This window comes from Marinicauda algicola (genome assembly GCF_017161425.1).
Classification (GTDB): Bacteria; Pseudomonadota; Alphaproteobacteria; order Caulobacterales; family Maricaulaceae; genus Marinicauda; species Marinicauda algicola.
Window position 1 is genome coordinate 1 of sequence record NZ_CP071057.1, and the last position, 26789, is coordinate 26789.

At 69.3% G+C, this 26789-nt stretch carries 29 protein-coding genes and 10 pseudogenes; 33 read left to right on the forward strand and 6 right to left on the reverse strand.

Annotation, left to right across the window (positions count from 1 at the left end; genetic code table 11):
* Positions 1-103 precede the first annotated feature (103 nt).
* The 13 genes and pseudogenes from JW792_RS17115 (at position 104) to JW792_RS16870 (ending at position 5203) form a co-directional block, all read left to right on the forward strand.
* Positions 104-621: pseudogene (locus JW792_RS17115) on the forward strand (MmgE/PrpD family protein).
* Positions 618-1067 (forward strand): annotated as a pseudogene (locus tag JW792_RS17120) (MmgE/PrpD family protein); the annotation flags it as partial. The pseudogenes JW792_RS17115 and JW792_RS17120, both read left to right, overlap by 4 nt.
* A gap of 130 nt (positions 1068-1197) precedes the next feature.
* Positions 1198-1656: pseudogene (locus JW792_RS17125) on the forward strand (MmgE/PrpD family protein); the annotation flags it as partial.
* Positions 1657-1760: 104 nt separating this feature from the next.
* Positions 1761-1853: pseudogene (locus JW792_RS17130) on the forward strand (hypothetical protein); the annotation flags it as partial.
* 281 nt (positions 1854-2134) lie between these two features.
* Positions 2135-2548, forward strand: coding sequence for an MmgE/PrpD family protein (locus JW792_RS00015; RefSeq protein WP_206340841.1), 414 nt, complete (start codon positions 2135-2137; stop codon positions 2546-2548).
* Between the two features lie 108 nt (positions 2549-2656).
* Positions 2657-2899 carry a hypothetical protein gene (locus JW792_RS00020; RefSeq protein WP_206340842.1) on the forward strand — a complete coding sequence of 81 codons (243 nt, stop codon included), beginning with the start codon at positions 2657-2659 and terminating at the stop codon, positions 2897-2899.
* Positions 2896-3072, forward strand: coding sequence for a hypothetical protein (locus JW792_RS00025; protein ID WP_206340988.1), 177 nt, complete (start codon positions 2896-2898; stop codon positions 3070-3072). Before JW792_RS00020 ends, JW792_RS00025 begins: the two co-directional genes overlap by 4 nt.
* Positions 3069-3539 carry a phenylacetate--CoA ligase family protein gene (locus JW792_RS00030; protein WP_206340843.1) on the forward strand — a complete coding sequence of 157 codons (471 nt, stop codon included), beginning with the start codon at positions 3069-3071 and terminating at the stop codon, positions 3537-3539. The genes JW792_RS00025 and JW792_RS00030 overlap by 4 nt, the downstream gene beginning before the upstream one ends.
* Positions 3536-3805, forward strand: coding sequence for a hypothetical protein (locus tag JW792_RS00035; protein WP_206340844.1), 270 nt, complete (start codon positions 3536-3538; stop codon positions 3803-3805). Before JW792_RS00030 ends, JW792_RS00035 begins: the two co-directional genes overlap by 4 nt.
* Positions 3790-3924: a hypothetical protein gene (locus tag JW792_RS17040; RefSeq protein ID WP_277419632.1), complete on the forward strand. Its 135-nt coding sequence runs from the start codon at positions 3790-3792 to the stop codon at positions 3922-3924. The genes JW792_RS00035 and JW792_RS17040 overlap by 16 nt, the downstream gene beginning before the upstream one ends.
* 86 nt (positions 3925-4010) lie before the next feature.
* Positions 4011-4675: pseudogene (locus tag JW792_RS16860) on the forward strand (amidase family protein).
* 5 nt (positions 4676-4680) lie between these two features.
* The gene (locus JW792_RS16865; protein WP_241095133.1) at positions 4681-4902 is read left to right on the forward strand and encodes a hypothetical protein; all 222 of its coding nucleotides are present in this window, start codon (positions 4681-4683) and stop codon (positions 4900-4902) included.
* A gap of 43 nt (positions 4903-4945) precedes the next feature.
* The gene (locus tag JW792_RS16870; RefSeq protein ID WP_241095132.1) at positions 4946-5203 is read left to right on the forward strand and encodes an amidase family protein; all 258 of its coding nucleotides are present in this window, start codon (positions 4946-4948) and stop codon (positions 5201-5203) included.
* Positions 5204-5255: 52 nt separating this feature from the next.
* Here the strand turns inward: JW792_RS16870 and JW792_RS17135 are convergent.
* A pseudogene (locus JW792_RS17135) lies at positions 5256-6262 on the reverse strand (nitrilase-related carbon-nitrogen hydrolase).
* Between the two features lie 103 nt (positions 6263-6365).
* Between JW792_RS17135 and JW792_RS00065 the strand changes: the two are divergent.
* The 14 genes and pseudogenes from JW792_RS00065 (at position 6366) to JW792_RS00130 (ending at position 14113) form a co-directional block, all read left to right on the forward strand.
* Positions 6366-6575, forward strand: coding sequence for a GntR family transcriptional regulator (locus JW792_RS00065; protein WP_206340849.1), 210 nt, complete (start codon positions 6366-6368; stop codon positions 6573-6575).
* Positions 6576-6631: 56 nt separating this feature from the next.
* Positions 6632-6919 carry a UTRA domain-containing protein gene (locus JW792_RS00070; protein WP_206340850.1) on the forward strand — a complete coding sequence of 96 codons (288 nt, stop codon included), beginning with the start codon at positions 6632-6634 and terminating at the stop codon, positions 6917-6919.
* Positions 6859-7029: pseudogene (locus JW792_RS17140) on the forward strand (UTRA domain-containing protein); the annotation flags it as partial. The gene JW792_RS00070 and the pseudogene JW792_RS17140, both read left to right, overlap by 61 nt.
* Before the next feature lie 216 nt (positions 7030-7245).
* Positions 7246-7605 (forward strand): hypothetical protein, encoded by a 360-nt coding sequence (locus JW792_RS00075; protein WP_206340851.1) that lies wholly within the window; start codon positions 7246-7248, stop codon positions 7603-7605.
* Positions 7605-7892 carry a hypothetical protein gene (locus JW792_RS00080; RefSeq protein ID WP_206340852.1) on the forward strand — a complete coding sequence of 96 codons (288 nt, stop codon included), beginning with the start codon at positions 7605-7607 and terminating at the stop codon, positions 7890-7892. The genes JW792_RS00075 and JW792_RS00080 overlap by 1 nt, the downstream gene beginning before the upstream one ends.
* Positions 7889-8416, forward strand: coding sequence for an FAD-binding oxidoreductase (locus JW792_RS00085; protein WP_206340853.1), 528 nt, complete (start codon positions 7889-7891; stop codon positions 8414-8416). Before JW792_RS00080 ends, JW792_RS00085 begins: the two co-directional genes overlap by 4 nt.
* A gap of 98 nt (positions 8417-8514) precedes the next feature.
* A complete protein-coding gene (locus JW792_RS00090; RefSeq protein ID WP_206340854.1) occupies positions 8515-8940 on the forward strand; it encodes a hypothetical protein in 426 nt (141 codons plus the stop codon).
* 552 nt (positions 8941-9492) lie between these two features.
* A pseudogene (locus JW792_RS16890) lies at positions 9493-10716 on the forward strand (aldehyde dehydrogenase family protein).
* Positions 10692-10883 (forward strand): hypothetical protein, encoded by a 192-nt coding sequence (locus JW792_RS00105; RefSeq protein ID WP_206340857.1) that lies wholly within the window; start codon positions 10692-10694, stop codon positions 10881-10883. Before JW792_RS16890 ends, JW792_RS00105 begins: the two are co-directional and overlap by 25 nt.
* A gap of 198 nt (positions 10884-11081) precedes the next feature.
* Positions 11082-11330 carry a hypothetical protein gene (locus JW792_RS00110; protein ID WP_206340858.1) on the forward strand — a complete coding sequence of 83 codons (249 nt, stop codon included), beginning with the start codon at positions 11082-11084 and terminating at the stop codon, positions 11328-11330.
* Between the two features lie 126 nt (positions 11331-11456).
* Positions 11457-12737, forward strand: a pseudogene (locus JW792_RS17145) (3-isopropylmalate dehydratase large subunit).
* Positions 12734-12985 (forward strand): 3-isopropylmalate dehydratase small subunit, encoded by a 252-nt coding sequence (locus tag JW792_RS16900; protein WP_241095011.1) that lies wholly within the window; start codon positions 12734-12736, stop codon positions 12983-12985. The pseudogene JW792_RS17145 and the gene JW792_RS16900 overlap by 4 nt, the downstream one beginning before the upstream one ends.
* Entirely contained in the window at positions 12982-13242 is a 261-nt protein-coding gene (locus JW792_RS00125) for a 3-isopropylmalate dehydratase small subunit (RefSeq protein ID WP_206340859.1), read from the forward strand. The genes JW792_RS16900 and JW792_RS00125 overlap by 4 nt, the downstream gene beginning before the upstream one ends.
* 34 nt (positions 13243-13276) lie before the next feature.
* Positions 13277-14113 (forward strand): isocitrate lyase/PEP mutase family protein, encoded by an 837-nt coding sequence (locus tag JW792_RS00130; RefSeq protein WP_206340860.1) that lies wholly within the window; start codon positions 13277-13279, stop codon positions 14111-14113.
* Between the two features lie 308 nt (positions 14114-14421).
* On the opposite strand, the gene JW792_RS00135 is transcribed toward JW792_RS00130, so the two are convergent.
* The 3 genes from JW792_RS00135 to JW792_RS00145 are packed head-to-tail and all read right to left on the reverse strand — an operon-like array spanning position 14422 to position 16639.
* Positions 14422-15030 (reverse strand): polysaccharide deacetylase family protein, encoded by a 609-nt coding sequence (locus JW792_RS00135; RefSeq protein WP_206340861.1) that lies wholly within the window; start codon positions 15028-15030, stop codon positions 14422-14424.
* Positions 15027-15971 carry a polysaccharide deacetylase family protein gene (locus tag JW792_RS00140; RefSeq protein ID WP_135995254.1) on the reverse strand — a complete coding sequence of 315 codons (945 nt, stop codon included), beginning with the start codon at positions 15969-15971 and terminating at the stop codon, positions 15027-15029. The genes JW792_RS00135 and JW792_RS00140 overlap by 4 nt, the downstream gene beginning before the upstream one ends.
* Positions 15968-16639 (reverse strand): isochorismatase family protein, encoded by a 672-nt coding sequence (locus JW792_RS00145; RefSeq protein ID WP_135995253.1) that lies wholly within the window; start codon positions 16637-16639, stop codon positions 15968-15970. The genes JW792_RS00140 and JW792_RS00145 overlap by 4 nt, the downstream gene beginning before the upstream one ends.
* A 326-nt stretch (positions 16640-16965) precedes the next feature.
* Between JW792_RS00145 and JW792_RS17150 the strand changes: the two are divergent.
* From JW792_RS17150 to JW792_RS00165, 5 genes and pseudogenes are all read left to right on the forward strand, one after another.
* A pseudogene (locus JW792_RS17150) lies at positions 16966-17145 on the forward strand (DUF1330 domain-containing protein); the annotation flags it as partial.
* A gap of 161 nt (positions 17146-17306) precedes the next feature.
* Positions 17307-17999 carry a hypothetical protein gene (locus JW792_RS16905; RefSeq protein WP_135994661.1) on the forward strand — a complete coding sequence of 231 codons (693 nt, stop codon included), beginning with the start codon at positions 17307-17309 and terminating at the stop codon, positions 17997-17999.
* Positions 18000-18006: 7 nt separating this feature from the next.
* Positions 18007-18795 carry a class I SAM-dependent methyltransferase gene (locus JW792_RS00155; protein ID WP_135994660.1) on the forward strand — a complete coding sequence of 263 codons (789 nt, stop codon included), beginning with the start codon at positions 18007-18009 and terminating at the stop codon, positions 18793-18795.
* Positions 18796-19127: 332 nt separating this feature from the next.
* Positions 19128-19439, forward strand: coding sequence for a DUF4212 domain-containing protein (locus tag JW792_RS00160; protein ID WP_135994659.1), 312 nt, complete (start codon positions 19128-19130; stop codon positions 19437-19439).
* Between the two features lie 14 nt (positions 19440-19453).
* A complete protein-coding gene (locus JW792_RS00165; RefSeq protein WP_135994658.1) occupies positions 19454-21475 on the forward strand; it encodes a sodium:solute symporter family protein in 2022 nt (673 codons plus the stop codon).
* Here the strand turns inward: JW792_RS00165 and JW792_RS00170 are convergent.
* Positions 21469-22641, reverse strand: a complete 1173-nt coding sequence (locus tag JW792_RS00170) for an alginate export family protein (RefSeq protein ID WP_135994657.1) — start codon at positions 22639-22641, stop codon at positions 21469-21471. The genes JW792_RS00165 and JW792_RS00170 overlap by 7 nt on opposite strands.
* Positions 22642-22830: 189 nt before the next feature.
* On the opposite strand from JW792_RS00170, the gene JW792_RS00175 reads away from it, so the two are divergent.
* Positions 22831-24594: a pyridoxal phosphate-dependent decarboxylase family protein gene (locus tag JW792_RS00175; RefSeq protein ID WP_158291521.1), complete on the forward strand. Its 1764-nt coding sequence runs from the start codon at positions 22831-22833 to the stop codon at positions 24592-24594.
* Positions 24595-24667: 73 nt separating this feature from the next.
* Here the strand turns inward: JW792_RS00175 and JW792_RS00180 are convergent, their stop codons facing one another.
* Positions 24668-26779, reverse strand: coding sequence for a TonB-dependent receptor (locus JW792_RS00180; RefSeq protein WP_135994655.1), 2112 nt, complete (start codon positions 26777-26779; stop codon positions 24668-24670).
* Between the last annotated feature and the right edge of the window lie 10 nt (positions 26780-26789).

A 26789-nucleotide genomic window follows, 5' to 3' on the forward strand; every position in this document is an offset into this window, starting at 1 on the left:
CGCTGGCCGAGGAGGCGGCGGGGCCCTGCACGGTGATCGGCGGGGCGGGCCGCGCGCCGCTGCCGCCTCGCTCGCCAACGGGGCGGTCGGCAACGTGCTGGAGATGGACGATGTCGACAAGCGGGCCATCCTGCATCCCGGGCCGACCGTTATCCCGGCCGCGTTCGCCCTGGCGCAAGCGAAAGATGCGAGTACGGACGAATTCCTCGCAGGGCTCGTGCGCGGATACGAGGCGGTGATCCGGCTCGGGCGCACGGTCGGGCCGGCCACTACGCCTTCTGGCACAATACCGGCACGTGCGGGCCCGTCGGAGCGGCGGCGGCATGTGCCTCGCTGCTGGGGCTCGATGCGGAGCGGACCGCCCATGCCCTCGCCCTCGCCGCGACGCAGGCGAGCGGGTTCTGGCAGACCCGTCACGAGCCGGCCTCGATGGCGAAACAGCTCCACACCGCGCGTGCGGCCCATGCCGGACTGTTCGCGGCGCGGCTCGCGGCGGAAGGCTTCCAGGGACCGCTCACCGTCTTTGAGGGCGAGCAGGGCTTCTTCGCCGCGACCTGCCCGGCGCCGAGGCCGAGGACGTGGTGGCGCAGCTGGACTCGGGCTGGAAGATCCACGAGGTGAGCGTCAAGCCCTGGCCGGCCTGCCGCCACGCCCATCCGGCGATCGACGCGGCACTGGCGCTGCGCGCGCAGGGCGTGCGGCCGCAGGACATCGACCGCATCGAACTGTCCACCTACGCGGACGCGGTTAAGTTCTGCGACCGTGTGAGGCCGCAAAGCGTGATCGAGGCGAAGTTCTCGCTGCAGCACTCGGTGGCGGTGGCCCTGATCGAGGGCCCGCCCCGTCTTTGCCATTTCGAGGCCGGAGCGTTCGAGCGAGAGGATGTCCGGGCCCTGGCCGCGAAGGTCCGCGTTCGGGCGGCGGAGCCTTGGGACGGCGCCTACCCCGCCCATTACGGGGCGGGGCTGAGGGCGGTGCTGGGCGGCGGGCGCGAGATCGCGCACCGCCAGCGCGACGCGCTCGGCGACCCGGAAAATCCGCTCCCGGAAGAGCGCCTGACGCAGAAGGCCGAGGCCCTGTGCGCGGCCGGCGGCATGGATGCGGCCGCCGCCGCGCGCCTGATCGCGGCGGCGCTGTCGCTCGCGAGGGCGGGGCGCTCGATACCTATGCCGCGGCCCTGCCGCGCGAGGCGGCGTCATGAACCCGGCGGAACTCTTCGCCCGTCACGTCCTGTCGCTCGGCTGGGACGATCTGCCCGAAGCCGCGCAGGCGGCGGCCAGGCGCTTCTACCGCGACACGCTCGGCGTCGGGATCGCGGGATCGAAAGCCGCGTATGCGGACAAGGTGCTCGCATCGCGCGCGGCTGGGGCACGGCGCAGGCGGTTCGGCTGCCACCGTCTGGAACGGGCCGAAACTGCCCGCCGCCGCGGCGGCCTATTGAACGGCTTCCAGATCCACGGCCAGGAATACTGCGTGCACGAGCGCGCGGTGGTCCATCCCTTCGCGGTGATCGGCGCGGCCCTGACCGCGGAAGCCGAGGCGCGCGGGGCCTCGGGCGCGGACCTGCTCGCGGCGATCGTGGGCGCGGTCGATGTCGCGGCCGGGATCGGGGTCGCGGTGACGAGCCCGATCCGCTTTTTCCGCCCGGCCAATGCCGGTCTGATCGGCGCGGCGTTCGGCATTGCGCGCCTTCGCGGCTTCGACGTGGACACGACGCGCTGGACGCGGCCGGCTACGCGCTCGCCCAGGCGGCCGGCACGATGCAGGCCCATGTCGAGGGAACCCCCGCACTCGCGGTCCAGATCGCGGCCGGCGCGCGCGCGGCGATCCTTGCCGCGGATCTCGCCGGGGCCGGGCTGCGCGGCCCGCACGACATGCTGGAAGGTCCGTATGGATACTTTCCCCTGTTCGAGGAGCGCTGGAATCTGGCCCGGTGCTCGACAGCCTCGGACGGTGTTCCGCATCACCGAGCTCAGCCACAAGCCCTGGCCGACGGGCCGGGCCGCCCAGGGCGGGATCGCGATGGCGCTCCAGCTGCGCGGGGACGGGCTCGAGGCGGGCGAGATCGAGCAGGTCACGCTCACCGCGCCCCCCGCTCGTCGCCCGGCTCGTCGGGCGCCGTCCGGAGCCGGACATGGGCGTGGCCCATGCCCGGCTGTGCTTTGCCTACACCGGCGCGGTCGCGCTGCGGCGCGGGGCGGTACGGCTCGACGATTTCACGGCGCAGGCGCTGCGCGATCCCAGCACCCTGGGCGCTCGCCGGCCGGATCGCGGTGGAGAGCGACGGGTCGCAGGACCCGCCGCCTTCACTCCGCAGACGCTCACCGTTCGGCTGAAATCGGGCGCGGTGAAGCGGGCGCGCACCGAGGCGCTCTACGGCAGTCCCGCCAAATCGATGAGCCAGGCCGACGCCCGCGCCAAGCTCGAACACTGCCTCGATTTCGCCGGCGCGGCGGCGGGCGCGGACGCGCTGACGCGGGCAGTGGACGAACTCGATCGCCTACCGGATATCCGTACACTCACAGGGCTTCTGGGAGCAGACGCATGAGCGACGGCCACCGCACCTATTTCAACTCCGCCGACTGGGCCACGGTCGAGCGCGACTATCCGGTGGGCGAGGCCTTCACCCGCTTCGTCACGAGCGTCAGCCGAGACGATGCGCGCGATGCAAGAGGCGCGCTTCCTCGAATGCGTGAAGCGTGCCTGGAAGACGCCCTTCTACCGGCGCCTGTGGGGCGAGGCGGGCGTGGAGCCCGGCGACATCAAGGGACTGGAGACGCTGTCCTCGCTGCCGAGCTTCGACAAGTCCGACATCATGGATTCCATCGCGCGCAATCCCCCGCTCGGCGACTTCTCGGCGATGGACAGCTATGGGAGGGCGAGCGCCCGCCGGTGGTGATGCACACCACCTCGGGCACGACGGGCACGCCGCAGGTGCTGCTGTTCGGTGCGAAGTCGCGTGAGATCCAGAACCTGCTGCTCGGCCGGCTCTACCGCTTCCAGGGCCTGAGGCCCGACGACGTGGTCCATTCCGTCTACGGACACGGCATGATCAATGGCGCGAGGCGGTGATCCACTGGACGAGCGCGCTCTTCATGTCGGCCGGCACCGGCGTGGAGACCCGCTCGGTGCGCCAGGTCGGCCTGATGAAGGATTTCGGCGCCACCGTGATCGTCGGCTTTGCCGATTACATCAAGAAGCTCGCCCGGGTCGCCGAGGAGGAGGGGATCGATCCGGTGAAGGACCTCAAGGTGCGCATGATCTCGGGTCATCTCGGGCGCGAGGACAAGGCCGCGCTGTCGAAGGCCTGGGGCGGGGCGGCCTGCTTCGACTGGTACGGTGTCGGCGATACGGGCGTCATCGCGGGCGAGGGCCCGGACCGCGACGGGCTCTACGTCATGGAGGATGCGCAGTATCTGGAAATTGCCGACATCGACACAGGAAGGCCGGTGGCGGACGGGGAGTCCGGGGACATGATCTGCACCTGTCTGTACAAGGACGATATCTACCCATCATCCGCTTCAACACCCATGACGTGACGAAGGTGAAAACCGGCACCTCCTCCATCGGCGCGAAGTTCCGGCGCATCGAGGGCTTTCTCGGCCGCTCGGACAACATGGTGAAGATCCGCGGCATCAACATCTTCCCGCAGGCCGTCGGCCCGCTGCTCGACGAGGTGGAGGCCTTCACTGGCGAGTTCATCTGCAAGGCGGTGCGCGGCGAGAACGAGCGCGAGGACTTCGTCGTGATGGCCGAGACGAAGGACCGGGCGAGGCGGTCTCGGCGCGCATGCGCGAGATCCTGAAGCGCCAGCTCGGCATCGAGGTCCGGGTGGAACTCGCGCCGCCGGGCGGGCTCGCCGACCTCACCCAGACCGAGGTGCGCCAGAAGCCGATCCGCCTCATCGACGAGCGCTTCAAGTGAGCCGGCCCGCCGACCCGGTCGAGACGTATGATCGCGCGATCGCGCGCATCGCGCGGTTCAACCCGGGGCTCAATGCCGTGCTGGAGGTGCGCGAGGCACGCACCGAGGCCGAGGCCAGCGCGAGGCGGGTGAAGGCGGGCGAGCCCCGCTCGCCGATCGACGGCCTGCCGGTCGCGGTCAAGGCCAATATCGCGCTTTCCGGCCTGGCCTGGCATGCCGGCATCGCGGCGTACCGGGACCGCATCGCGCAGCGCGACGCGGCCTGCGTGGCGCGACTGAAGGCCGCCGGCGCGGTGGTCTTCGCCACGCTCAACATGGAGGAGGGCGCGCTCGGCGCGGTCACCGACAACCCCATTTCGGGCGCTGCCTCAATCCCTGGGGTGAGAACCTCACCCCCGGGGGCTCCTCGGGGGCTCGGGGGCGGCGGTCGCGGCCGGGCTCGTGCCGGCGAGCCTGGGGACCGACACGATGGGCTCGGTGGCGCATCCCGGCGGCCTATTGCGGCGTGGCCGGCCACAAGCCCTCGCGCGGCGCGGTCCCGCTCGAGGGCGTGATCGCGCTGTCCCGAACGCTCGACCATGTCGGACCGCTCGCGCGAAAGGCGAAGGAGGCGGCCGACGTGTTCGCGGTGCTGAGCGAGACGCCGCCCGCACGCGCGCCCGGGCTTTCCGGGCTGCTCATCGGGCGCTGGCGGGTGGAGGATCACGTCGGGTCGATGGCGAAATCCTCGCCGCCTTCGAGGCGGCGCTGAAGGCGATGGAGAAGCGGGGCGCGCGCATCGTCGACATCTCGCTCGCCCGGTACGGCTTCGGGCAGAGCCGGCGCGCCGGCCTCCTGATCGCCGAGCGCGAAGGCGCGGCCATCCATGCCGAGGCGCTGGAGGCCGATCCGGAGGGCTTCTCGGAGACTTCCGCAAGATGCTCGCCTGGGGCGCGCGCCAGAGCCCGGACCGCTACGAGGCGGCGCTGCTTGTGCTGAAGGCCCGGCCGCCGACGCCGGGGCGGCGTTCGAGGCCTGCGACCTGCTCGCCGCGCCGACCGCCTGCGAGACGGCCTTCCCCTTCGGCAGCGAGGTGCCCGCGGGCCAGGCCGACATCACCGCCTTCGCCGACCTCGCCGGCATTCCCGCGACCAGCGTGCCGAGCGCGCTGTCCTCCGCCGGGCTGCCGATGGCGATCCAGTTCATGGCGCCGGCGGGCGAGGACGCGCGCGCGCTCGGCGCGGCGATGGCCTACGAGGACCTGCGGGGGGAATTTCCGGCGCCGGACGGATTTGAGTGAGGCTCGCCACCCCTAGCTCCCCCGCTCGCGGGGGAGGAGACTCAGCGCGGCCTCAGATCAGCCCCTTCTGCGCCAGCGTCTCGATCACCTTGGCCTGGCGGTCGCGGTAGAAGCTCTTCGCCGGGCTCGCGACCTGCCCCTCCTGCATCAGGGTTTCGGGCGGGTGCACGCGGGCCGCGGCGTAGACGCGTGCATAGAGTTCGGCGGGCTGGCGGGCGAGGAGATTGCCCATGCCGACCGGCGGCGCATGCGGCGCACTAGCCCCGCATCGATCTCGCCATTGGCGCACATTGACGGCCCGCCCGCCGCTCGGCGAGGATCACGCCCCTGGGATCGACGATCTTCGAGCCGCGGTCGGCGGAGTTCTGCGGGATCGGCGTGCCGGTCATGCCCGCGGTGTTGGCCGAGACCACATAGGCGAGATTCTCGATCGCGCGGGCCTGCTTGGCGATGTTCTTCGCGGTCGGTAGCGGACTGGCCACCTCGCTCGTGGATGGACGAAGATCTCCGCGCCCCGGAAGGCGTGGGCGCGCGCGATCTCGGGATAGAGGATTTCCTCCGACGCGATCGCGGCGATGTGCCCGATCCCGGTGTCGGCCACGGGAAACAGCGCGTCCTCGCCATAGGCCTCGAGATAGCGCTCGAGCACGTCGTAGGGGCTCGGCGCGCGAACATGGAGATCAGGCGCCGGTAGCGCAGGATCGTGTCCCCGTTCGGCGCGATCAGGAAGCAGGCCTGGAAATACAGCTGCGGGAAATGGGGATCGGTCTCGTAGGCATTGCCGGCGAGGAAGATCTTCTGCGCTTGCGCGATCTTTCCGAGCGCCTCGTATTCGGGCCCGTCCGGATCGATGGCGGCCATGGCGCGCCATTCGTCCGCGCTCTCGCCCATGGGAAAGCCGGTGAGCACGTATTCGGGCAGCACGACGAGTTCGAGATCGGGGCCGACGAAGCCCTTCGAGCCGGCGATCTCTCGCCCGATCCTGTGGATGGCGCTATTCATGCGCGTCCGGGCATCCCCCGGGGACAGGCCGTTGATCGCCTCGCACAGCGTCTGCAGGGCAAGGGCGTGGCAGGGGCGGGCTCACTCATGGTCTTGTCATCTCCGGCTGGCATGGCGGCGCGAATTCGCTAAAAGTCGGGGAAGAGGAGGCGAAGAGCGCATGAGCGAGACCGGGAAGACAAGCGAGCCGCCCCGCCTGGGGCCGGAGCTGATCGACGAATCCCTGCCCATGCCGCTCTACCATCAGATTTTCCTGGTGCTGCGCGACCGCATCCATTCGGGCGCCTACCCGACCGGATCGGTGCTGCCGGGCGAGCAGGAATTGTCGAAACTGCTCGACGTCTCGCGCATCACGGTCAAGCGGCCCTGAACGAGCTCGCCGCGCACGGCTTCGTCACGCGCCATCGCGGGCGCGGCACGCTCGTGATGTACAATGCCGGCGCGCCGGTGGTGGAGGGACGCTTCGACACGCTGTTCGACGCTCTCCAGCGCATGGGGCTGGAGACCCAGGTCGAGCTGATCGACGTCGCCGACATTTCCGCCGACAGCGAGCTCGCCGCGGTGATGGGGCTCGACAGTGGCGAGAAGGTGCAGCGCGCCGTGCGCCTGCGCGCCGCCTGGAAGGGGATACCTTTTCCTATCTCCTCACCCACGTGCCGCTCGACATCGCGCGCCAGTACACGCGCGAGGAGCTGGCGAGCGAGCCGCTCCTGACGCTGCTGAAGCGCGCGGGTGCGGAGGCGGCCGAGGCCGACCAGACCATCACCGCCGCGGCCGCAGAGCCGCACGTGGCCAGCGTGCTGAAGGTCGCGCCGGGCTCGCCGCTGCTGAAGATCACCCGCATCATGCGCGACCGGCGCGGACGGGTTGTGCAGCATCATCGCCTTCTACCGGCCCGAGCGCTTCCGCTATCACATGCGCCTCCTGCGCGATCCGGGCGAGGGGTCGGGCTGGACCGCGGTCGATCCGCGCTGAACGCCGCGCCCGAAGGCTTCCCTCCGAAATGGCTTATTGTTATACCATTTCTACAGGGAGGCCAAGTGCTCGAAACCACGCTGTTCACGTTCCTGCATCTCCTGGTCCTCGTCTACTGGCTGGGCGGTGATCTCGGCGCATTCTACGCCTCCTTCGTGCTGACCGACGAGGCGAGGCCGGCCGGCCAGCGGCTCGGCGCGGCGGTCGTGGTCAAGCATGTCGACATGGCCCCGCGCATGGCGCTGATCTTCGCCGCCCCGACCGGGCTCGCGCTCGCGGTGAGCCGGGGCTGGCTCGCGCTCGACTGGGGCTGGATCCTCGCCGCGTTCGCGCTCGCCGTGATCTGGGCGGCATCGCCTGGCGCATCCATCTCGGCGCGGGACCGGCCTGGGCGAAGAGCGATCTCGCGATCCGCATCGGGCTGATGATCGCGCTGGCGCTTACGGGGCTCGCCGGGCTCGCGGCGCCGATCGACCTGCCGGGCTTCCTTTCGTGGAAGCTCCTGATCCTCGCCGCGGCGATCGCGCTCGGCCTCGCCGTGCGCCGGCTGCTGAAGCCGTTTTCCGCTGCCATGCCTGGGCTGGCATCGGGGGCTCCGAGCGAGGCCGACAATGCGGCGATCCGCGGCTCGCTGCGGCAGGTGAGACTCGCGGTGGTCGCCCTCTGGGGGCTCATCGTCGCGGCGGCGATCCTCGGGATATCGGCGTCGTGAAGGCGCTCACCGCAGAGCTCGCGCGTCTCGTCGGCGAGGACGGCGTCGTCACGGCACGCGAGGCGCGCGAGCATCACTCGCAGGATGTCTGGACGACGGGCGGGCTTGTCGATCTCGTCGTGCGCCCGAAGACGCAGGAGGCCGCCGCCGCGGCGCTCGCCGCCTGCGCAAGGGCGGGTGTGCCGGTCTATCCGCGCGGTGGCGGGATGAGCTACACGGCCGGCTATCTCGGCGAACGCGGGGGCGGGATGAGCCTCGACACGTCGCGCCTGACCCGCATCGTGGAGATCGACGAAACCGACCGCTTCGTGCGCGTGGAAGCGGGCTGCACCTGGGCGGCGCTGCACGAGGCGCTCAAGCCGAAGGGTCTCAGGACCCCCTTCTGGGGACCGCTCTCCGGGCTCGCCTCCACGATCGGCGGTGGGGTGTCGCAGAACAATGCCTTCTTCGGGGCGGGCACCCACGGCCCGACGGGGCAGAGCGTGCTCTCGTCTCGGTCGCCCTCGCCGACGGCTCGATCCTGAGGACCGGAAGCCCGGCCAGAGGGCGGGATCGGCCTTCTTTCCGCCATGACGGGCCGGATCTGACCGGACTCTTCGTGGGCGATTGCGGCGCGCTTGGGGTGAAGCTCGAGATCACGCTAAGGCTCGTCGAGATGCCCGCACACGAGGCCTGGGGCAGTTTCAGCTTCGCCGCGCCCGACGCGATGGCGCACGCGGCGAGCGCGATGGCGCGCACCGGCCTTGCCTGCGAGATCTTCGGCTTCGACCCGGGCCTGACCGCGGTGCGCATGCAGCGCGCCTCCATCCTGAGCGATGCGAAGACCCTGGCGAAGGTCGTGACGGGTCAGAAGACTCTCCTGAAGGGCGCGCGGGAGGGCGCGCGGATGGCGCTCGCCGGCCGCAATTTCCTCTCCAAGCCGACTTCAACCTGCATTTCGTCACCGAAGGCCATTCGAGGGTGGGCGTGGAGGACGCGCGCCGGCGCCTCGCCGCGATCTGCGAGCGCGAAGGCGGCAAGGCCGTCGAGCCGACCATCCCCAAGGTGATCCGCGCCAATCCCTTCACGCCGCTGAACACCATGATCGGGCCCAATGCGGGAGCGCTGGGTGCCGGTGCATGGCATCGTGCCGCACTCGCAGGCGGTGGCCTGCTGGGCCGCGATCGAGGCGTATTTCGCCTCGCTGAAGGACCGGTTCGAGGCCGAGGGCGTGACCACCGGCACGCTGATCACGACGCGGCGAGACCGGCTTCCTCATCGAGCCGGTCTTCCTGTGGCCCGACGCGCTATTCGCCCTGCACGAGGAGAGTGTGGAGGCGAACTATCTGAAGAAGCTCGAGCGCCGGCCCGCGAATCCGGCCGCGACCGCGCTGGTCGGGGAGGCGCGCGCGGGCGTTGTCGACATCTTCACCCCATGGCGGAGTGCATTTCCAGATCGGGCGGACCTATCCGTTCGCGAAGACGCGTCGGCCGGAGACGCTCGCGCTCCTGAGATCGATCAAGGCCGCCTCGATCCGGACGGCATCGTCAATCCCGGCGTTCTGGGGCTCGGAGGATCGTCGTGACGCAGCCGATCGAGGTCCGGAACCCGCGCACCGGCATGCCCGACTACCGCTTCACCCCGCCGACCGAGCGCGAACTCGACACACTCGCCACACGCCTGCGCGAGGGGCAGCGGGATTGGGCCGCGGCGGACGCTGCCCATCGCGGGCAGGTGCTGCAGGACTGGGCGGCGCGGATCGAGGCGCGCCGCGACGACCTCGCCGCGGCGCTGGAGGCCGACACCGGGCGGCGACGGCTCGCCCGGCTGGAGATCGACGGGGCCATCGCCTCGATCCGGGGCTGGGCGTCGCGCGCGGCCGCGCTGATGCCGCGCAGCGACTGGGTCGAGGGCCGCGCCAATCCGGCGATCCGCCATGCCGGCCAGTATCTGCCCTATCCTCTCGTCGGGGTGATCAGCCCATGGAATTTCCCGCTCACCCTGTCGCTGATCGATGCCATCCCCGCCCTCGCCGCCGGATGCGCGGTGCTGGTCAAGCCGAGCGAGGTGACGCCCCGCTTCGCCGAGCCCCTGAGCGCGACGATCGGCGAGGTTGCAGGCCTTGCCGGGGTGCTCGCGCTCGCCCCGGGCGTCGGCGAGACGGGGCAGGGCGTGATCGCGCGCGCCGATCTCGTCTGCTTCACCGGCTCGGTCGCGACGGGGCGGAAGGTCGCCGCGCAGGCGCCCGGCGCCTGATCCCGGCTTTCCTGGAACTCGGCGGCAAGGACCCGCTCATCGTCACGAAGACCGCCCGTGGAGGCCGCCGTCACCGCCGCGCTGCGCGGTTCGGTGCTGTCGACCGGCCAGGCCTGCCAGTCGATTGAGCGCATCTATGTCGCGCGCGAGATCCACGATGCCTTCCTGGAGCGCCTCACGGATGAAGCCCGCAAGGTCCGGATCAACTGGCCCGACATCGCCAGCGGCGAGATCGGACCGATCATCTTCGAGGCCCAGGCCGAGACGATCCGGCGCCAGCTGGAGGACGCTGTGAAGAAGGGCGCGGAAGTCCTCACCGGCGGGACGGTCGAGCGCCATGGCGGCGGGCTGTGGCTGAAGCCGACCGTCCTCACCAATGTCGATCACTCCATGGCGATCATGACCGAGGAGACGTTCGGGCCCGTCCTTCCCGTCATGGCCTTCGAGACCGAGGACGAGGCCGTCGCGCTCGCCAACGACACCGAGTTCGGCCTGTCGGCCGGCGTCTTCGCGGGGACTCTTAAGGAAGCCGAGGTCATCGCCGGCGCCTGCAGACCGGGGCGGTGTCGCTCAACGACGCCGCCCTGACCGCGGTCTTCTACGAGGCGGAGAAGCAGGCCTTCAAGGCGTCCGGGCTCGGACCCTCGCGCATGGGCGATGCCGGGCTGACGCGCTTCCTGCGCAGGAAGGCGCTGATCGCCAATACAGGCGCGCCCGCGCCGCTCTCCGCCTTCGCAGAGGAGGCCGGGTCGTGACACACGCGGCGGCGGGCGAACTCGATGCGCTGATGGCCGGCTACGCCCGGGCTTGGCACGGCAGCGATCCGGCGCAGCTCAGGCGCTTCTGGGACCGGGGCGCGGAGCCGGTCTCTCGCCGAGGAGATCGAGGAGACCTTCATCGGCTGGGACGAGGTCGAGGCCTACTGGGCGGGCAATCGCGAGCTGCACGCGGGCGTGGACCTCGCGTTCTCGGGCTCGCGTTACGTGACGGTCGGGGAGGGCCTCGTTCTCGGGGTGCATCGCATGGACTGGTCGATCCGCTTCACCGACCGGCCCGCGATGGGAGGTGACAACCGGGTCGCCGCGCTGTTCCGGCATACCGGCGAGGGCTGGCGCCTTTCCGCCTGGATCGAGGCCCCGCTTGCCCCGATCGTGTATCTCAGGCGGCTCTACGAGGCGCGGGCCGGACGGCTTGGCGGATGACGGGCCGCGAGCCTGGGGTTGCAGGAGTCATGTTTCACAGGACGTGCATTCCATGAAATGCTATAAAGATATATCCTTTCATCCAAGGTCGGGACTTGTCGGGCCGGAACGGAGTTTTATGACGCGATGACGCGGCCGCGCACGCTGGTTGAGAAGATCATGGCCCGCCCAGCGGAGGCGCGGACGTGCGTCCGGGCGACATCGTCACGGTGCAGGTCGATCTCGCCATGGCCATGACAGCTCCGGGCCGCGGCGCTGGCGCGCGCGCCTGGAGGCGCTGGGCGCGCGGCTGTGGGATCCCGACAAGGTCGTGATCGTCTCCGATCACTACGTGCCGGCCGTCGATCCGGCGAGCGGAAATCCTGAAGACCACGCGCGAGTTCGCTCGCGATTACGGCGTGGAACGCTTCTACGACATGCGCGGCATCTGCCATGTCGTGCTGCCCGAGCACGGCCATCTCAAGCCGGGCATGTGGCCGGCGGGGATTCCCACACGACCAATGGTGGGGCGTTCGGCTGCTATGCGGCCGGGTTCGGCGCGACCGACATGACCGCGATCGTGGCCACGGGAAAGACCTGGACGGTCGTGCCGAGACCATCCGGGTGGAGATCGCGGGCGAATTCCGGGAGGGCGTGGCGGCCAAGGACGTCATGCTCCTGCTCTGCCGCGAGCTCGGCATGGGCAATCATTTCAAGACGATCGAATATGGCGGGCCGGCAGTGCGCGCGATGGACATGGAAGCGCGCATGGTGCTCTCCAACATGGCCGCGGAACTCGGCGGGGATACCGGGCTCATCGAGCCGGACGAGACGACGCTGTCCCATATCCGCGCCCATGGCGGCGAGGTGGAGGACGAGGCGATCGCGCGCTGGCGCAGCGACGCGGGCTGCGGCTACGCGAAGGTGCACGCCGTGGACGCTTCCGCCCTGCAGCCCCAGGTGGCGGCGCCGCACAGCCCGGCGAACTCGGACGCGATCTCGAACGCGTCCGGCGAACGCATCGACCAGGCCTATATCGGCGCCTGCATCGGGGCGAAGCTCACCGACCTTCAGATGGCCGCGCGCGTGCTGGAGGGGCGCAAGGTCGCCAGGGGCGTGCGCCTGCTCGTCGCGCCGGCCTCGGCCAAGGTCACCCACGCCGCGGCCAGGGACGGCACGCTCGCCACGCTGACCGAGGCGGGCGCGGTGATCCTGCCTCGGGATGCGGCGCGTGCGCCGGGCTCGGCGCCGGGCTGCTCGCCGAGGGGGAGGTGTGCATCTCCTCGACCAACCGCAATTTCCGTGGCCGGATGGGCCACAAGGACGCAGGTCTGGCTCGGCTCGCCCTTCACGGTGGCGGCCTCGGCGGTCACGGGAACGATCACCGATCCGCGCGAATTCCTCGGCGAACGCCGGAGGGCGGCATGAGCACACCGGACATCATACGAGGCCGGGCCTGGGTGTTCGGCGACCGGATCGACACCGACCTGCTCGCCCCCGGCCACGCCATGAAGAAGGGACCCGAGGCGCTCGCCATGCACTGCCTGGAGGCCGTCGACCCGGCTTTCGCCCGGGAAGTGGAACGCGGCGACATCGTGGTGGCGGGGGAGGATTTCGGCATTGGCCGAGCGGGAGCAGCGGCGATCTCGCTGAAGCTGCTCGGGTCTCGGCGGTGATCGCGAAGAGCTTCGCGCGCATCTTCTACCGCAACGCCATCAATATCGGCCTGCCCGCGATCCCGCTCGCCGAGGCCGGCGACATCGCGGCCGGCGACCGCCTGCTGGTCGACCTGTCGAAGGGGAACTCGTCGACGAGACGACGGGTGAGGAATTCGCATTCCCGCCCCTGCGGACCATCTCACCGCCATGATCGAGGCGGCGGGCTGATGGCGCAGCTGAAAGCCCGATTCAACGCCCCGGAGGCGCAGCCATGACCAGCCTGAAGACACGCCTCGCCGAAGGCCGGCCGTGCTCGCGCCCGGCGTGTACGACGCGCTTTCCGCCCTGCTCGTGGAGCAGGCGGGCTTCGAGGCGGCCTATCTCTCCGGCGCGTCCATCGCCTACACGCAGCTCGGCCGGCCCGACCTGGGCCTCGTCACCGCGAGCGAGGTCGCCGACGTGATCGCCCGCATCCGCGAACGCACCGGCATACCCCTCGTGGTCGATGCCGATACCGGTTTCGGCAATGCGCTCAACGTCCAGCGCACGGTGGAGATGTTCGAGCGCGCCGGGCGAGCGCAATCCAGATCGAGGACCAGAACCTGCCCAAGGCTGCGGGCATCTCGCCGGCAAGAGCCTCGTCTCACCGGAGGAGATGGCCGGCAAGGTGCGCGCCGCCGTCGACGCGCGCAAGAGCCGGGAAACCCTCATCATCGCCGCACCGACGCCATCGCGGTGGAGGGTTTCGAGGCCGCGCTGGAGCGCGCCGAGGCGTATCTCGCCGCGGGGGCGGACATGCTGTTCGTCGAGGCTCCCAGGAGCGCGGAGGAACTCTCCGCCATCGCGCGCCGGTTCAAGTCGCGCGTGCCGCTGCTCGCCAACATGGTTGAGGCGGTAGGACCCGATGAGGACGCTCGACCAGCTCGACGCGCAGGGCTCAGGTTCGTGATCACGCCAGGCGCCATGGTGCGCGCGCTCGCCTTCATGGCGCGCGAATTCCTCTCCGGGCTGAAGCAGACCGGCTCGACCGCCGGCTATCGCGAGCGCATGCTCGATTTCGACGGGCTGAACGCCCTGCTCGGGCTTCCGGAGATGAAGGAGAAGGGCGCACGCTACGACGCCGACCGAAAGGATGCGGCCGAGTAGGAGCGCGGAGTGTCCTAGAACGCCTTCACGATCTCGTCCGCCGCGCGCACCACACCGCCTCGTCGCCGGCGAACTCGGCGAGCATGTTGACGAGCGAGCGCATGCGGAAGGGCTGGCCGGCGACGAAGGGGGTGAGCGTGAAGCCCAGTACCTGCGCGCCGTGGCGGTCGTGCTCGGTCTTGAGATAGTCCTTCGCTTCCAGGATCTGGTCGGTCCACAGATCCTCGGTCTGCTTTCTCTCGACGAGCAGCTTGAAATCGTCGAGCTCGTTGAGGAGCGGCAGGGCGGTGATCGGCCTGCGCGCGTCCTCAGCGGCAGCGGCACCCCGTCGCTTTCCCAGTCGAGAAGCGCGGTGAACCCGGCCTCGGCGAGGAGGTCGGGCGTTGCAAAGCTCTCCTGGCGCGCCGGCGAGAGCCAGGTCGTGGGGTGGAGCCGGCCGCGTCGAAGGCCTCGCGCACGTCTTCGATCATCGCGCGCTCCTCGCTTTCGGAGAGCCCGGCATGGTGGATCGCGTCGCCGTGTAGACCCGCGGCGGCGAGTTCGTGCCGTCTCCCACGATCGCCTCGGCGAGCGGGCGGGCGCGGGTGAGCAGCGCCGCGCTTACCGGGAAGGTCGCCTTCAGCCCGGCGGATTTCAGCGCGTGAGCAGGCGGAGCACCCCGACCCGGTTGCCGTAGTCGCGCGCGGTGAAGTGGCGAAGGTCCGGGAAGGGCGTGACCATGCCGTGGGATGGCCGAAGGGGGTCTTGTGCGGATCGATCGGGTGGTACTCGCAGGGGATGACGATCATCGCCGCGACCTGGCGGGCGTTCTTCAGCCGGACCGGCGCGCGGTCCTTTGCGAGGCGCCAGTCATAGCGCCCGATGTCCTGGCCGTAGCCGCGCTTGTCGTATTCGAGATAGGCGGGAGGAAGGCTCATCGCTCGAACGCCTCGAATGCGGTGCCGCCGGTGGCGAGGCCCTTCTTTTCCAGATCGTCCTGCGTCGTATCCCAGTAATGCTCGCGCCAGTGGCCGGCGATGTCCTTCGCGGTCGCGAACCAGACTTCGTCATGGGCGGTGATGTGCTTGAGCGCCTCCTCGAACGGGCGCAGGCGGTGCGGCTGGGCGACGAGATAGGCATGCAGCGGGATGCACATCACCGTGCCCGAAGTCTCGCCCTCCTCCAGCAGCTGGTCGAACTGGCGCTTGAGGACGTCGCCATAGCGCCAGGGATCCATGGCGAGCTGGCCGTAGGTGATGACGTCGTTGACCTCGAGCGAATAGGGCATGGAGCACAGCCTGCCGGTCTTGGTCTTCACCCGCTGGGGCTGGTCGTCCTGGAACAGGTCGCACGTGTACCAGAAGCCATGCTCGGCGATGAGGTCGAGCGTGCGCGTCGTGTCCGTCAGCGCCGGGGCGAGATAGCCGCGGATGCGCTGGCCCGTGGCGGCCTCCACCGTGCGGATCGAATCCTCGATCACGGCGCGCTCCTGGTCCTCGCTCATCTCGTAGGAATAGCGCGTGTTGTAGATGCCGTGGCTGAAGAACTCCCAGCCGCGCTCATTGCAGGACTCGATGATCTCCGGGCAGTGGTCGCACATTGCGACATTGAGGCTGACCGAGCCCTTCAGGCCGTAGCGGTCCATCAGCTCCATCAGGCGCCAGTGGCCCACCCGGTTGCCGTAATCGCGCTGGGAATAGCCGGTGACGTCCGGGGCCGGGCGCGGCCAGCCGGGGCGCTTGGGATTCCTCGGCGGATCGAACTCGTAGAACTCGATGTTCGGCGCGATCCAGAAGGCGAGCTTCTTCCCTCCCGGCCATTCGATCTTCGGGCGGTCGCGGTAAGGATTGTAGTCGTAGAGATTGGGGTCGGAGATCATCCCTGATACCCGTCCAGCCACTCATGAACCTCCTTCACCTCCACCACGTCGGCGTATTTCAGCTGCAGGTCGGTGAGGTTGGCGTAGTGATAGCTTTCGTGCTTGTCGGCGACGCACTCCATGGGAACGATCGTGCGGTAGCCGTGGCTGAGCGCGTCGACGGCGGTGGCGCGCACGCAGCCGCTCGTCGAGCCGCCGGTGATCACCACCGTGTCGACCCGGTGCCAGACGAGGAAGCTCGCCAGCGGGGTCTCGAAGAAGGCCGAGGGCATACGCTTGGTGTAGACCGCGTCCACGGTCGCGTCGATCTCGACGCGGTCGTCGAATTCGTGGCGCGTCGAGCCGTACTTGATGTTCTGCAGGGAGTCCGGGGTGTCGGTGCGCGTGCCCCAGACCCCCGCATCGGCCGCATTCTCCATGTAGGCGACATGGGTCCAGACGACCGGAAGGCCCTTGGCCCGCGCCTTTGCCGAGATGGCGTTGATATGGTCGAGCTGGTCGGGATCGGTGACGTAGGCGGTCTTCGGGAACAGGTCGGGCCGCGTGTAGGCCTTCTGGGGATCGACATTGATCACGGCGAGCTTCTCGCCGAAGCCGAAGCGGGCGCGGGCCGGATTGGCGCGCACCTCCTCGAAGATCTCCCGCGCCGTCTTGTCGGAGCGGGTCATGGTCGGTTCGAATTTCAAGCCTGTCTCCCGGTCTGGCTCCCGCCCGCGATCATGAAGCCTAAAGCCTCGCGCGCACAGACGGAACAGAAAAGATATATCATTTGCGTTCTGCCCGAGCCGGGGCCTAGGATTCAAGCCCTGTGGCGGAGAAAGCGGAGATCGCGATGCGCGAACGCACGATTCTGATCGCAGGCGGGGCCGCGCTGCTGGGCGCGTGCGCGGGATACTGGATCGGGGACGGCGCCCCTGCCGCCGGGGCGCAGTCCTCGGCCGAGCGGCCCGCCTACATGGTCGTGATGGGCACGGTGCACGACCGGGAGGCCTTCATGGCCGGCTATGCCGCCCACCTGCGGCCGCTCTACGAACGCCATGGCGGGCAATATCTCGCGCTGACCGGCGATGTGGAGACGCTCGAGGGGGAGATCGGCTTCTCCTCGGTGGCGATGAGCCGCTGGCCGAGCGCAGACGCGGCGCGCGCGTTCTGGAGCGATCCGGACTATCGCGACCTCGCCAATGCCCGCATCGACAATGAATGGGGCGATTTCGACGTGTTCCTGGTGGAGGGCCTGCCGCAGGAGGGGAGTAGCGATCCCGCTTGGCCTTCGCCCCGGTCTCAGTTAAATGATATATCATTTGGTCGAGTCCAGCCGGAGCGGGGAGGCGTGTCATGGCGGAGTGGTGGGTCGCGAACGAGGTGCATGTGCTGCGCTGGCTGCACATCCTGGCCATGGTCTACTGGCTGGGCGGGGAATGGGGCGTGTTCCAGACGAGCTACAAGGTGGTCAATCCGCGCCTGCCCTTCGAGGAGCGCCAGCGCCACATGGAGACCGCCTACCGCATCGACATCCTGGCGCGCACCGGCATCATCTCGCTCCTGCCGCTCGGCCTGCACATGGGCTATCTCTACGGCTTCCATCCCCTTGGCGGGGGGTGGCTGGCGCTCATGTGGGCGGTCTACGCGGCCTGGTTCGCCCTGACCTGGGCCGCCTATGCGACGCGCGGCAAGCCGATCTGGACGACGCTCTCGGGCATCGAGGACTGGACGCGCTACATCCTCATCCCGCTGCTCATCGTCACCGCGATCACCTCGCTGCTCGGCTACGGCCCGTTCGAGGCCGGGCCGGGGCAGAACTGGTACGCCGCCAAGGTGCTGGTCTTCGGCTGCGCACTCATCATCGGCGTGATCCTGCGCGTGGTGATGCACGAGTGGGAGGGCCTGTTCCGGATCCTCGCCGCCGGCCCGAACGAGGATGTGGAGAGCCGGCTGGAGAAGTCCATCCGGCTCGGCCGCTCGGTCGCCTATCTCTACTGGGTGCTGATCGCGGGGGCCTGCTTCCTCGCCGCGGTCAAACCCGTCTAGGCCGGCCATGGCCGAGTTCGCCGAGCGCTATTTCGCCTCCGGACGCGCGGTCGAAGACGAGCGCGACCGTCTCGATCGCCTGGCCGCCTTCTACGCCGAGCCGACGCAGCGCTGGCTCGAGCGCGCCGTGGTGTTCAGGCCGGGCATGCGGATCATGGAGGCGGGGGCCGGCTCGGGCGCGATGCTCGCCTGGTTCGCGCGCAAGGTCGGCGAGGGCGGCGACGTGCTCGGGCTCGACATCGATCTCTCCCATGCCGGGCGGGCCGAACCGCCGGTGCGCCTCATCGAGGCCGATCTCTACGCGCCTCCCGCCGAACCGGAGCGCTTCGACCTCGTCTTCGCCCGTCTCGTGATCGAGCACCTGCCCGATCCCGCGCGCGCCATCGCCAGCCTTGCGCGATGGCTTCGGCCCGGCGGGGTTATGGCGCTCGCCGATCTCGACTGCTCGGTGGCGGCAGCTGCCGACAAGCAGGCCGCCGGGGCGGACGACTTCGATGCCGCCCTCGACCGGGTGCGCTCGGCGATGGACCGGTCCGGCCTCGTCGAGGCCGCCTTCGGGGCGCGACTGCCGCGACTGATGCAGGAGGCGGGGCTCCTCGACGTGCGCGAGGACCGCTTCGAGCGCATCGTGGAGGGCGGCAGCTCCTGGGCGAACTTCATGGCGGAGAACAACCTGATCATTGGCGAGCTCCTCGGCGAAGCCGAGACGGCCCGAAGGGTCGCCGCCTTCATGCGCCGCCCCGGCTTCCGCTTCCACGACCAGGCGCTGGTACGTGTCACCGGCCGGAAGGGATAGGCCGCGCCCGAGCGCCGCCCTGGGGAGCCCCTCCCGGCCCCGGCTCTTGCCCGGCGCCGCGAGGGGCCGCGGTTCAGCGATGCGCGCAGGAATTCCATGGGCCCGGCGGGCCGGGAACCATCGCGATCGGAGCGCGCCGCCCGTGTCCCGGCCGGCTCGCGTCGCTTCGCGCGGGCGCAGGCGGGACGACCGGGCGGGATCGCGCCCACAGACCGGGCGTGGCGGTGACGGGCACAAGATCAGACCGGGGAGGGACTAAACTTCGCGGCCGTGTCCTGCCACTCTTTCCCACTACGGCCGGAGATCCGGCGTGACGGGAGGAGTGCTCGAACATGGCAGACCAGGACAACACGGAGGACGTCGGGGCTTACGAGCACGACATCTCCGAAAGCGCCTTCAGGCAGTACTGGCGCGAAAACCTCACCCTCATGGGCGTGCTGCTCGCGATCTGGTTCCTGGTGTCCTTCGGGGCCGGGATCCTGTTCCGCGACTTTCTCGACCGATGGTCGATCGGCGGCGCGCCGCTGGGATTCTGGTTCGCCCAGCAGGGCGCGATCTACGTCTTCGTGATCCTGATCTTCGTCTACAGCGCGCTCATGCACCGCATCGAACAGCGCTTCGACGTCGATGACGACGAAGGCTGAGGGGGAGCGGGACCATGGAAATCTTCGGGCTTTCGCCGACCCTGTTCTGGACGGCCGTCTTCGTCATCTCGACCTTCGGGCTCTATATCGCCATCGCGATCTGGGCCCGGGCGGGCACCACCAACGATTTCTACGTGGCCGGGCACGACGTTCACCCGGTCTTCAACGGCATGGCCACCGCCGCGGACTGGATGAGTGCGGCGAGCTTCCTGTCCATGGCGGGCCTCATCGCCTTCATGGGCTATGACGGCTCTGTCTTCCTGATGGGCTGGACGGGCGGCTACGTGCTGCTCGCCCTGCTGCTGGCGCCGTACCTGCGCAAGTTCGGCAAGTTCACGGTGCCCGACTTCGTCGGCGACCGGTATTACTCCCAGACCGCGCGCATCGTCGCCGTGATCTGCGCGCTGTTCATCTCCTTCACCTACATCGCGGGACAGATGCGCGGGGTTGGGATCGCCTTCACCAACTTCCTCAACGTGCCGATCGAGGTCGGCGTGATCATCGGCGCGATCATCGTGCTGTTCTACGCCACGCTCGGCGGGATGAAGGGGATCACCTACACCCAGGTCGCGCAGTACTGCGTGCTGATCTTCGCCTTCATGGTGCCGGCGATCTTCCTGTCGCTGCAGATCACCGGCTCGCCGATTCCGCAGCTGGGCTTCGTGGGCAATGCGCAGGACGGCACCCCGCTCCTGCAGAACCTCGACCGCACGCTCGTCGATCTGGGTTTCCAGCCCTATACCGAAGGGGCGAAGGCGAAGATCGACGTGTTCGCCATCACGCTCGCCCTGATGGTGGGCACGGCGGGCCTGCCCCACGTCATCATCCGCTTCTTCACCGTGCCCAAGGCCTCCGATGCGAGGAAGTCGGCCGGCTGGGCGCTGGTCTTCATCGCCATCCTCTACACAACCGCCCCGGCGGTGGCGGTCTTCGCGCGCTCGAACTTCATCGAGACGGTCAACGAGAGCGACTACTCGATCGACGTGCGCCGCGGCGAGGCGCTCTCGGCGGACATGGGCGAGGATGCGACCCCGCAGTGGTTCTACAACTGGGAGCGCGCCGGGCTTCTGGGTTTCACCGACAAGAACGCGGACGGGCGCATCCAGTACCGGGCCGACGAGGAGACCAACGAGGTCACCACGCTCGACCGCGACATCTTCGTGCTCGCCAATCCCGAGATCGGCAATCTGCCGGCCTGGGTGATCGGGCTCGTGGTCGCGGGCGGTCTGGCGGCCGCGCTGTCCACGGCGGCGGGTCTTCTGATGGTCATCTCCTCGGCGGTGTCCCACGATCTGTGCCGCAAGGTCCTGTTCAAGCGGATGAGTGACGGGCAGGAGCTGCTCGTGGCGCGCCTGGCCGCCGTCGGGGCGGTGCTGATCGCGATCTATGCCGGCATCAACCCGCCCGGCTTCGTGGCCGCCGTCGTGGCCTTCGCCTTCGGACTGGCCGCGGCGAGCTTCTTCCCGGCGATCTTCCTCGGGATCTTCTGGAAGCGGATGAACAAGGAAGGTGCGATCGCGGGCATGTCCACGGGCCTCGTCGTCACCGGCCTCTACATCATCCACTACAAGATCGGCTTCGGCTCGGCGGTCATCGGGGCGCTCGCCCTGCTCGCCGCGATCTCGTGCGCCGTGATCTATTTCGGCACCCGCGAGCGGATCGACGGCACGAAGGGCTCGCTGGCCTTCGCCGGCATAGCGGGCGTGCTCGCCCTCGCCGGCATCGCCGGCTTCGCAGGTCTCCTGCCGAGCCTGGCGATCGGCGATCCGGCGAGCTGGTTCCTGGGCATCTCGCCCGAAGGCTTCGGCGCGGTCGGCATGGCGATCAGCTTCGCGGTCTCCATCGCCGTGGCGCTGATCACCGCGGCCCCGCCGCAGGATGTGCAGGACCTGGTCGAGGACATCCGCATCCCCTCGATCCGGACCCATGTCGAGCACGGGCCGAAGACGGCCCATGCCCCGGCGCCGGCAAAACAGGAACCGCGTCCCGAGACTGGCGGAGCGAAGCCTCCCGGCCGCCCTGCCGGGGGTCAGTAGGTATAGCTCAACGTCAGCCACAGCTTCGTCCGGTCCGCCGGACCGGACGGGCCGCCGTCGAAGAGTGCCGCCTTGGCTTCGAGATCGATCCGATCGGTCAGGGCCAGGCCGGCGGAAAGATCGAGCTCGGAGCCGAAGTCGAGATCGCCGTCGTCGGAGGCGAAGTCGTGGACGGCGGCCCTCAGGCTCAGTGGGCGGGGCAAGGCGTCGGGCAGCGTGACGCTGGCGTGCAGGTGGAGATCGCGCAGGCCCTCGGCGGGCGTCGTCAGGAAGGCGTCGGCCGCGCCCTGGAACTTGTGCAGGGTGGCGAGCGGGGTCTGGAACGCGTTCGCCCCGTCTCCGCCGAGGATCTGGATGCCGGCTCCCAGCCTGACGGATTCGAAGGCGTAATCGGCCTCGGCGCGCACATAGTCGACGTCGAAACCGGCCGGGTTGCCGGCATGCTCGCTCTGCCGGGCAAATTCGACGCGCCAGGACAGCGCCTCGCGCGCGCCGGCGAGGCGCGCCCCCCAGGTCTGCGAGGACAGGCCCGGCGCGTTGTCGAACTCCAGGACGAGAGCAAACAATGCGGCCTCGCCGAGCGGCGTGTCGATCGCGGCTTCGGCCAGATGGGAGTCGCTGTCGAACTCGCCGAGCGGATGGTCGTCGCCGAAGAGGCGGTGGACGGTGTCGATATAGGCGTAGCGCAGGCGGACGGGCAGGGCCGAGCCGCTGGTGAGATCGATGGCGTCGAAGGTCTGGCTGTTCTGGCGGAAGCCGACCGGGCCGACGAAGCGCTGATCGTCGAGCACGAGGTATTGCCGGCCGAGCGTGAGACCGGCCTTCTGCGCGTTCTCGTAGGAGATCTGCAGGCGATTGAGCTCGGTGATCTCCGGGTCCGCAATGACCGGAAAGCCGGGTGCGGGATCGACCGTGTCCGCGAAGTCACCGGCCAGGTGCAGGGTGTTCTCCGCCTCGATGAGGAGGGACAGCCCGTTCCTGCGGGGCGTCTCGAAGCCGAGCCGGGTGCGCAGGGTCAGGGCGTCGGCCTCCCGGGCGAAGCCGTCCTGGTCGACCTGCTCGTAGCGCAGGCGCACGTCGAGGATCAGGCCCTCGGGCAGGACCGGCATCGACGCTGGCTCGGCGGCGGCAAGGGCGGCGGAGAGGGCGAGAAGGGAAGCGGGCATGTGAAGCACTCCTTGTCCCGGGTTTTTCTCCGACTAGCCGGCGCCGGCCCTGCCCGTATTGCTCTGGCGCAAAAGGGGTGCGTCTGCGGCCTCGCGCCGCGCTGCATCCGCGCGTTTGCGCTGCGACAAGGACGCGCGCGCGACAGCGTGCGATGAGCGCTCCAGGCAGAGCTCGAAAGGATGGAAGCGATGGGACAGACCAATGGCGCGGTCGGCGCGAACGCCTATTTCCCCGGTCCGAAATCGGAAAACGAATCCTGGGTGCGCGCGGAATTCCAGGCGATCATCGACGACTGGTTCGACTGGCGCAAAGCCTATCGCGGGGACGATCCGCCGGCCCTGACGCCGGCCGAGCGGATGGCGCCCGATTTCCTGAAGGAGCGCGAGATCCTCGCCCAGGAACTCCAGAGGCTGAAGACCCTCATGCGGCGCGAGACCCCCACCTACTCGCCGCGCTATGCCGGCCACATGGTCGCCGAACTGACCCTGCCGGCCCTGTTCGGCCATTTCACCGCGCTGCTGCACAATCCCAACAACACCTCGAAGGAAGTCAGCCGGGTCGGCACCGTGATCGAGGCCGAAGCCATCGCCATGCTGGCGCGGATGATCGGCTTCGACCCGCAGCAGGCGCGCGGCCACTTCACCTCGGGGGGAACGGTGGCCAATTTCGAGGGCGTCTGGCGGGCCCGATACCGGCTCGATCACTGGCTCGCCCTGGCGCTGTGGATCGCCGAGCGCACCGGCGAGCCGCTCGACGTGTTCGGCGCGGCGCACATGGGCTGGGCCCGGTTCAAGGCGTTGGTCGACGAACATTCCCCGCAACAGGAAGAGTTGCGTGGCGCGAGCGCAGTCGCGGGCAACCCGGCCGATGTCTTCCGGCGCATCTCGAGGGCGAGCGGGGAGGACTATCTCGGCCCCGTCGTGCTGGTGCCGGGCAACAAGCACTTCTCCTGGCGCAAGGCCGCCAACGTGTTCGGGCTCGGCGAGGAGGCGTTCTGGAGCGTCGGACTGGACGAGGACGGCAGGCTCGATCTCGAGGACCTGGAACGCCAGGTCGGACGCGCCGCGCGGGCTCACCGGCCGATCCTCGCCGTCGTGAGCGTGGCCGGGACGACCGAGACCGGCGAGATCGATCCCGTCGACCGCGTTGCCGATCTCCTCGACCGCTGGCAGGCCGAACGCGGCTGGCGCATCTGGCATCATGTCGACGCGGCTTATGGCGGCTTCCTCTGCTCCATCCCCGGCGGGCCGCACGAGGACGTCCTCGAGGACGAGACGATCTCGGCGCTGCGCGCGGTCGCGCGCGCGGACTCCGTGACGCTCGACCCCCACAAGCTCGGCTTCGTGCCCTATGCCTGCGGCGCATTCCTTGTGCGCGATGCCGACCGCTATGCGGTTTCGGTGTTCGACGCGCCCTATCTCGAACGCCCGCATCTGGCCGACGATCTGTGGTCGGCGACCCTGGAGGGCTCGCGCAGCGCGGCCGGGGCGACCGCGGTCTGGCTGACCGGCAGGACGATCCGCTTCGAGCCCGACCGGTTCGGGGCGATCCTCGCCGGCACGGTGGAATCCCGGCTCGTCTTCCAGACCGCGATCGCGAGCGGGGTTTCCGATGCGCGCTTCCTGGAGCCGGCCGACACCAACATTCTGTGCTTCTCGCTCGGCCGGAAGGGCGAGGCGCTGTCACGATCCAACAGGAGGACGCAGGCGCTCTACGACGCGATCCGCCAGGGGGGCGAATTCTTCGTCAGCACCACGACGCTGAAGAGCCCGCACTATGCCGGGCAGATCGCCCGCCATGTCGCGCGCCATGGCGGCGAAGCCGATGCCGACAGCCTGGTGCTGATCCGCTGCGTGTTCATGAACCCCTACTGGGCCAGCCGGGACGTGCGCGAGCGCCTGATCCCGGAATTCATCGATTTCCTGAGGGCCTGCATCGCGAAGCTGGATTGAAGGGGGAGACCATCGGGAAGAAAGCCGCGGACCACCCGGTCCGCGGCTTGCTCTTTGGGTCCTGCCGCCCTGCCTAGAAGGCCGCGCTCACCCGGGCGTAGAGCCCGCGGCCGGCGCCCGGCAGGCGTTCGCCCAGCGCGACGTCGGCACCGGCGACCCGGTTATAGCCCGCGAGGTGGCGCTCATAGGTGTGGTCGAGCAGGTTCTCCACGCCGAGCGTGACGATCACGGTGTCGCGGGCATACCAGTCGAGGCGTGCCCCGAAGATGGCGTAGCCGGGGGTCTCCTGCTCGTCATTGGTCCGCGAGACCTTGTCCTGCTCGGCGACGAGCTGGCTCTCGAAGGTCAGCGCATAGTCGGGCTGTTCCCAGGTCACGTCGAGCAGGAGACGTGGCGGAGCGATGCGGTAGAGATCGTCATCGATGTCGCGCCGCTTGCCGCGTACGACACTGGCCACGCCGTCGATGCGCCAGTCGGTGGCGAACCGCCAGCCGAAATCGGCGTCGAGCCCGTAGAACTCCGCATCGACATTGGCAAAGCGCAGCGGTGTCGGATCGCCGTTCATCGCCGAGACCATCTCGGTGGGTGAGTCGATCACGCCGGGGGTGGCGTCGAAGGGCACGCCCTGGATGAAGTCGTCGACGCGCCGGTAATAGGCGGTCGGGCGCAGGTAGACGCCATCGCTGCGCCAGTCGAAGCCGGCTTCGACCGACCAGGCCGCCTCCGGGTCCAGGTCGAGATCGCCGACATAGGTGTTGCCGTCCGCCAGGCCCGCACTCATCGCGGTCGGCAGCCAGGCGAAGCGCTCGACATGATTGGGCACGCGGGTCTTGCGCGCGAGCGTCAGGCGCCAGGTCATCGCACCGTCTGCCTCGCGCCAGATGCGGGCCACCGCGTCCAGCGTCGTCTCGTCGCGATCGCGGTCGGCCATGTTGTAGGCCATGGCCAGCATGCGGGGCCCGGTGGGCAGGGCCGGGCCAAGGCCGGCCTCGCCGGCCGTTTCCTCGAACCGGTCCGCGCGCACGCCGAGCTCGGCTTCCAGCCCTGCGACTTCGCCGGTCCATTCCGCGAACACGCCGGTGCGATCGATCTCGATGTCCGGCAGGGTGTCGACGAAGAACAAGGGATTGTCCGGGTTCGTGATGCGTGCGGCGCGATCGGCCTCTTCGCGATCGAGACCGAACTCGAGGTCGCCGAGGAACAGCGGGACGCTGATGTCGATCGCGGCGGTGACGGCAGCGGCGGTGGCCCGCGTGAACCGGTACATCATAGGGTTCGCGTTGGGCCGCTGTGTGAAATTGTCCATGCCGTGATCGACATCGCTCCAGCCGATCGAGGCATCGACGAGGATCTCGCCGAACGTGCCCTCATAGGTCGCCCGGGCGATGTCGGTCTCCACGAAGCGGATATCCATCGCCAGCGGCGCGGTGCCCGTCGGCCCGGTATCCACGCGGCGATACGAAAGCGCGACCTCATGATCGCCGCCGCGGATCCCGCCGCCGACGCCATGGACGGTGCGCTCATGATGGCTGTTTGGAATATCGCCGCCGGCAAAGGCGATGTCGCCGCCTTCCTCGCGCGAGAACAGGGCCTCCATCCGGTGCCGGTCGTCCGCTCCGCCAGCGACGCCACCGACGGCGTAGGAGCCGTCCACGCTGCGCACGGACGCCATGGTGTCGGCGCTCCATGCGATCTCGTCGCCGGACGCGAAGTCCACCGATTTGAGGATGGCGTTCATGCCCCCGCCGAGACCGGGGCCGCGGCTGACCGGGGCGACGCCGCGGTCGACCTCGATGCGCTCGACCAGAGGCATGGGCGCGTAATGAAGCGGCGGGTCCATCAGGTTGGGGCCGCCCGAGAGGACCGAGGCCCCGTTGATGGTCACAGGTGCGCGTGGCCCGAACAGCCCGCGATACTGGACCTGGCCGGAGACCGCGCCATTGTCGATCAGCGCCGCGCCCGGAAGACGGGCGACGAGGCCGGCTGCGTCGGGGCCCAGCACCGGAGCCTGCTCGGGCGAGATCTCGGTCTCGGTATGGATGTCGATGTTCAGCCGGTAGCCGGTGACGACGATCACGTCGTGCGTGGCGGGCTGGGGTGCCGGCTGGCCGTGCTCGGCCATGGCCGGTGCGGTCAGCGCCAGAGCGCCTGCGGCGCCCGCGAGAAGTCTGGTCTTCAGTGTCATGGCGTTGCCC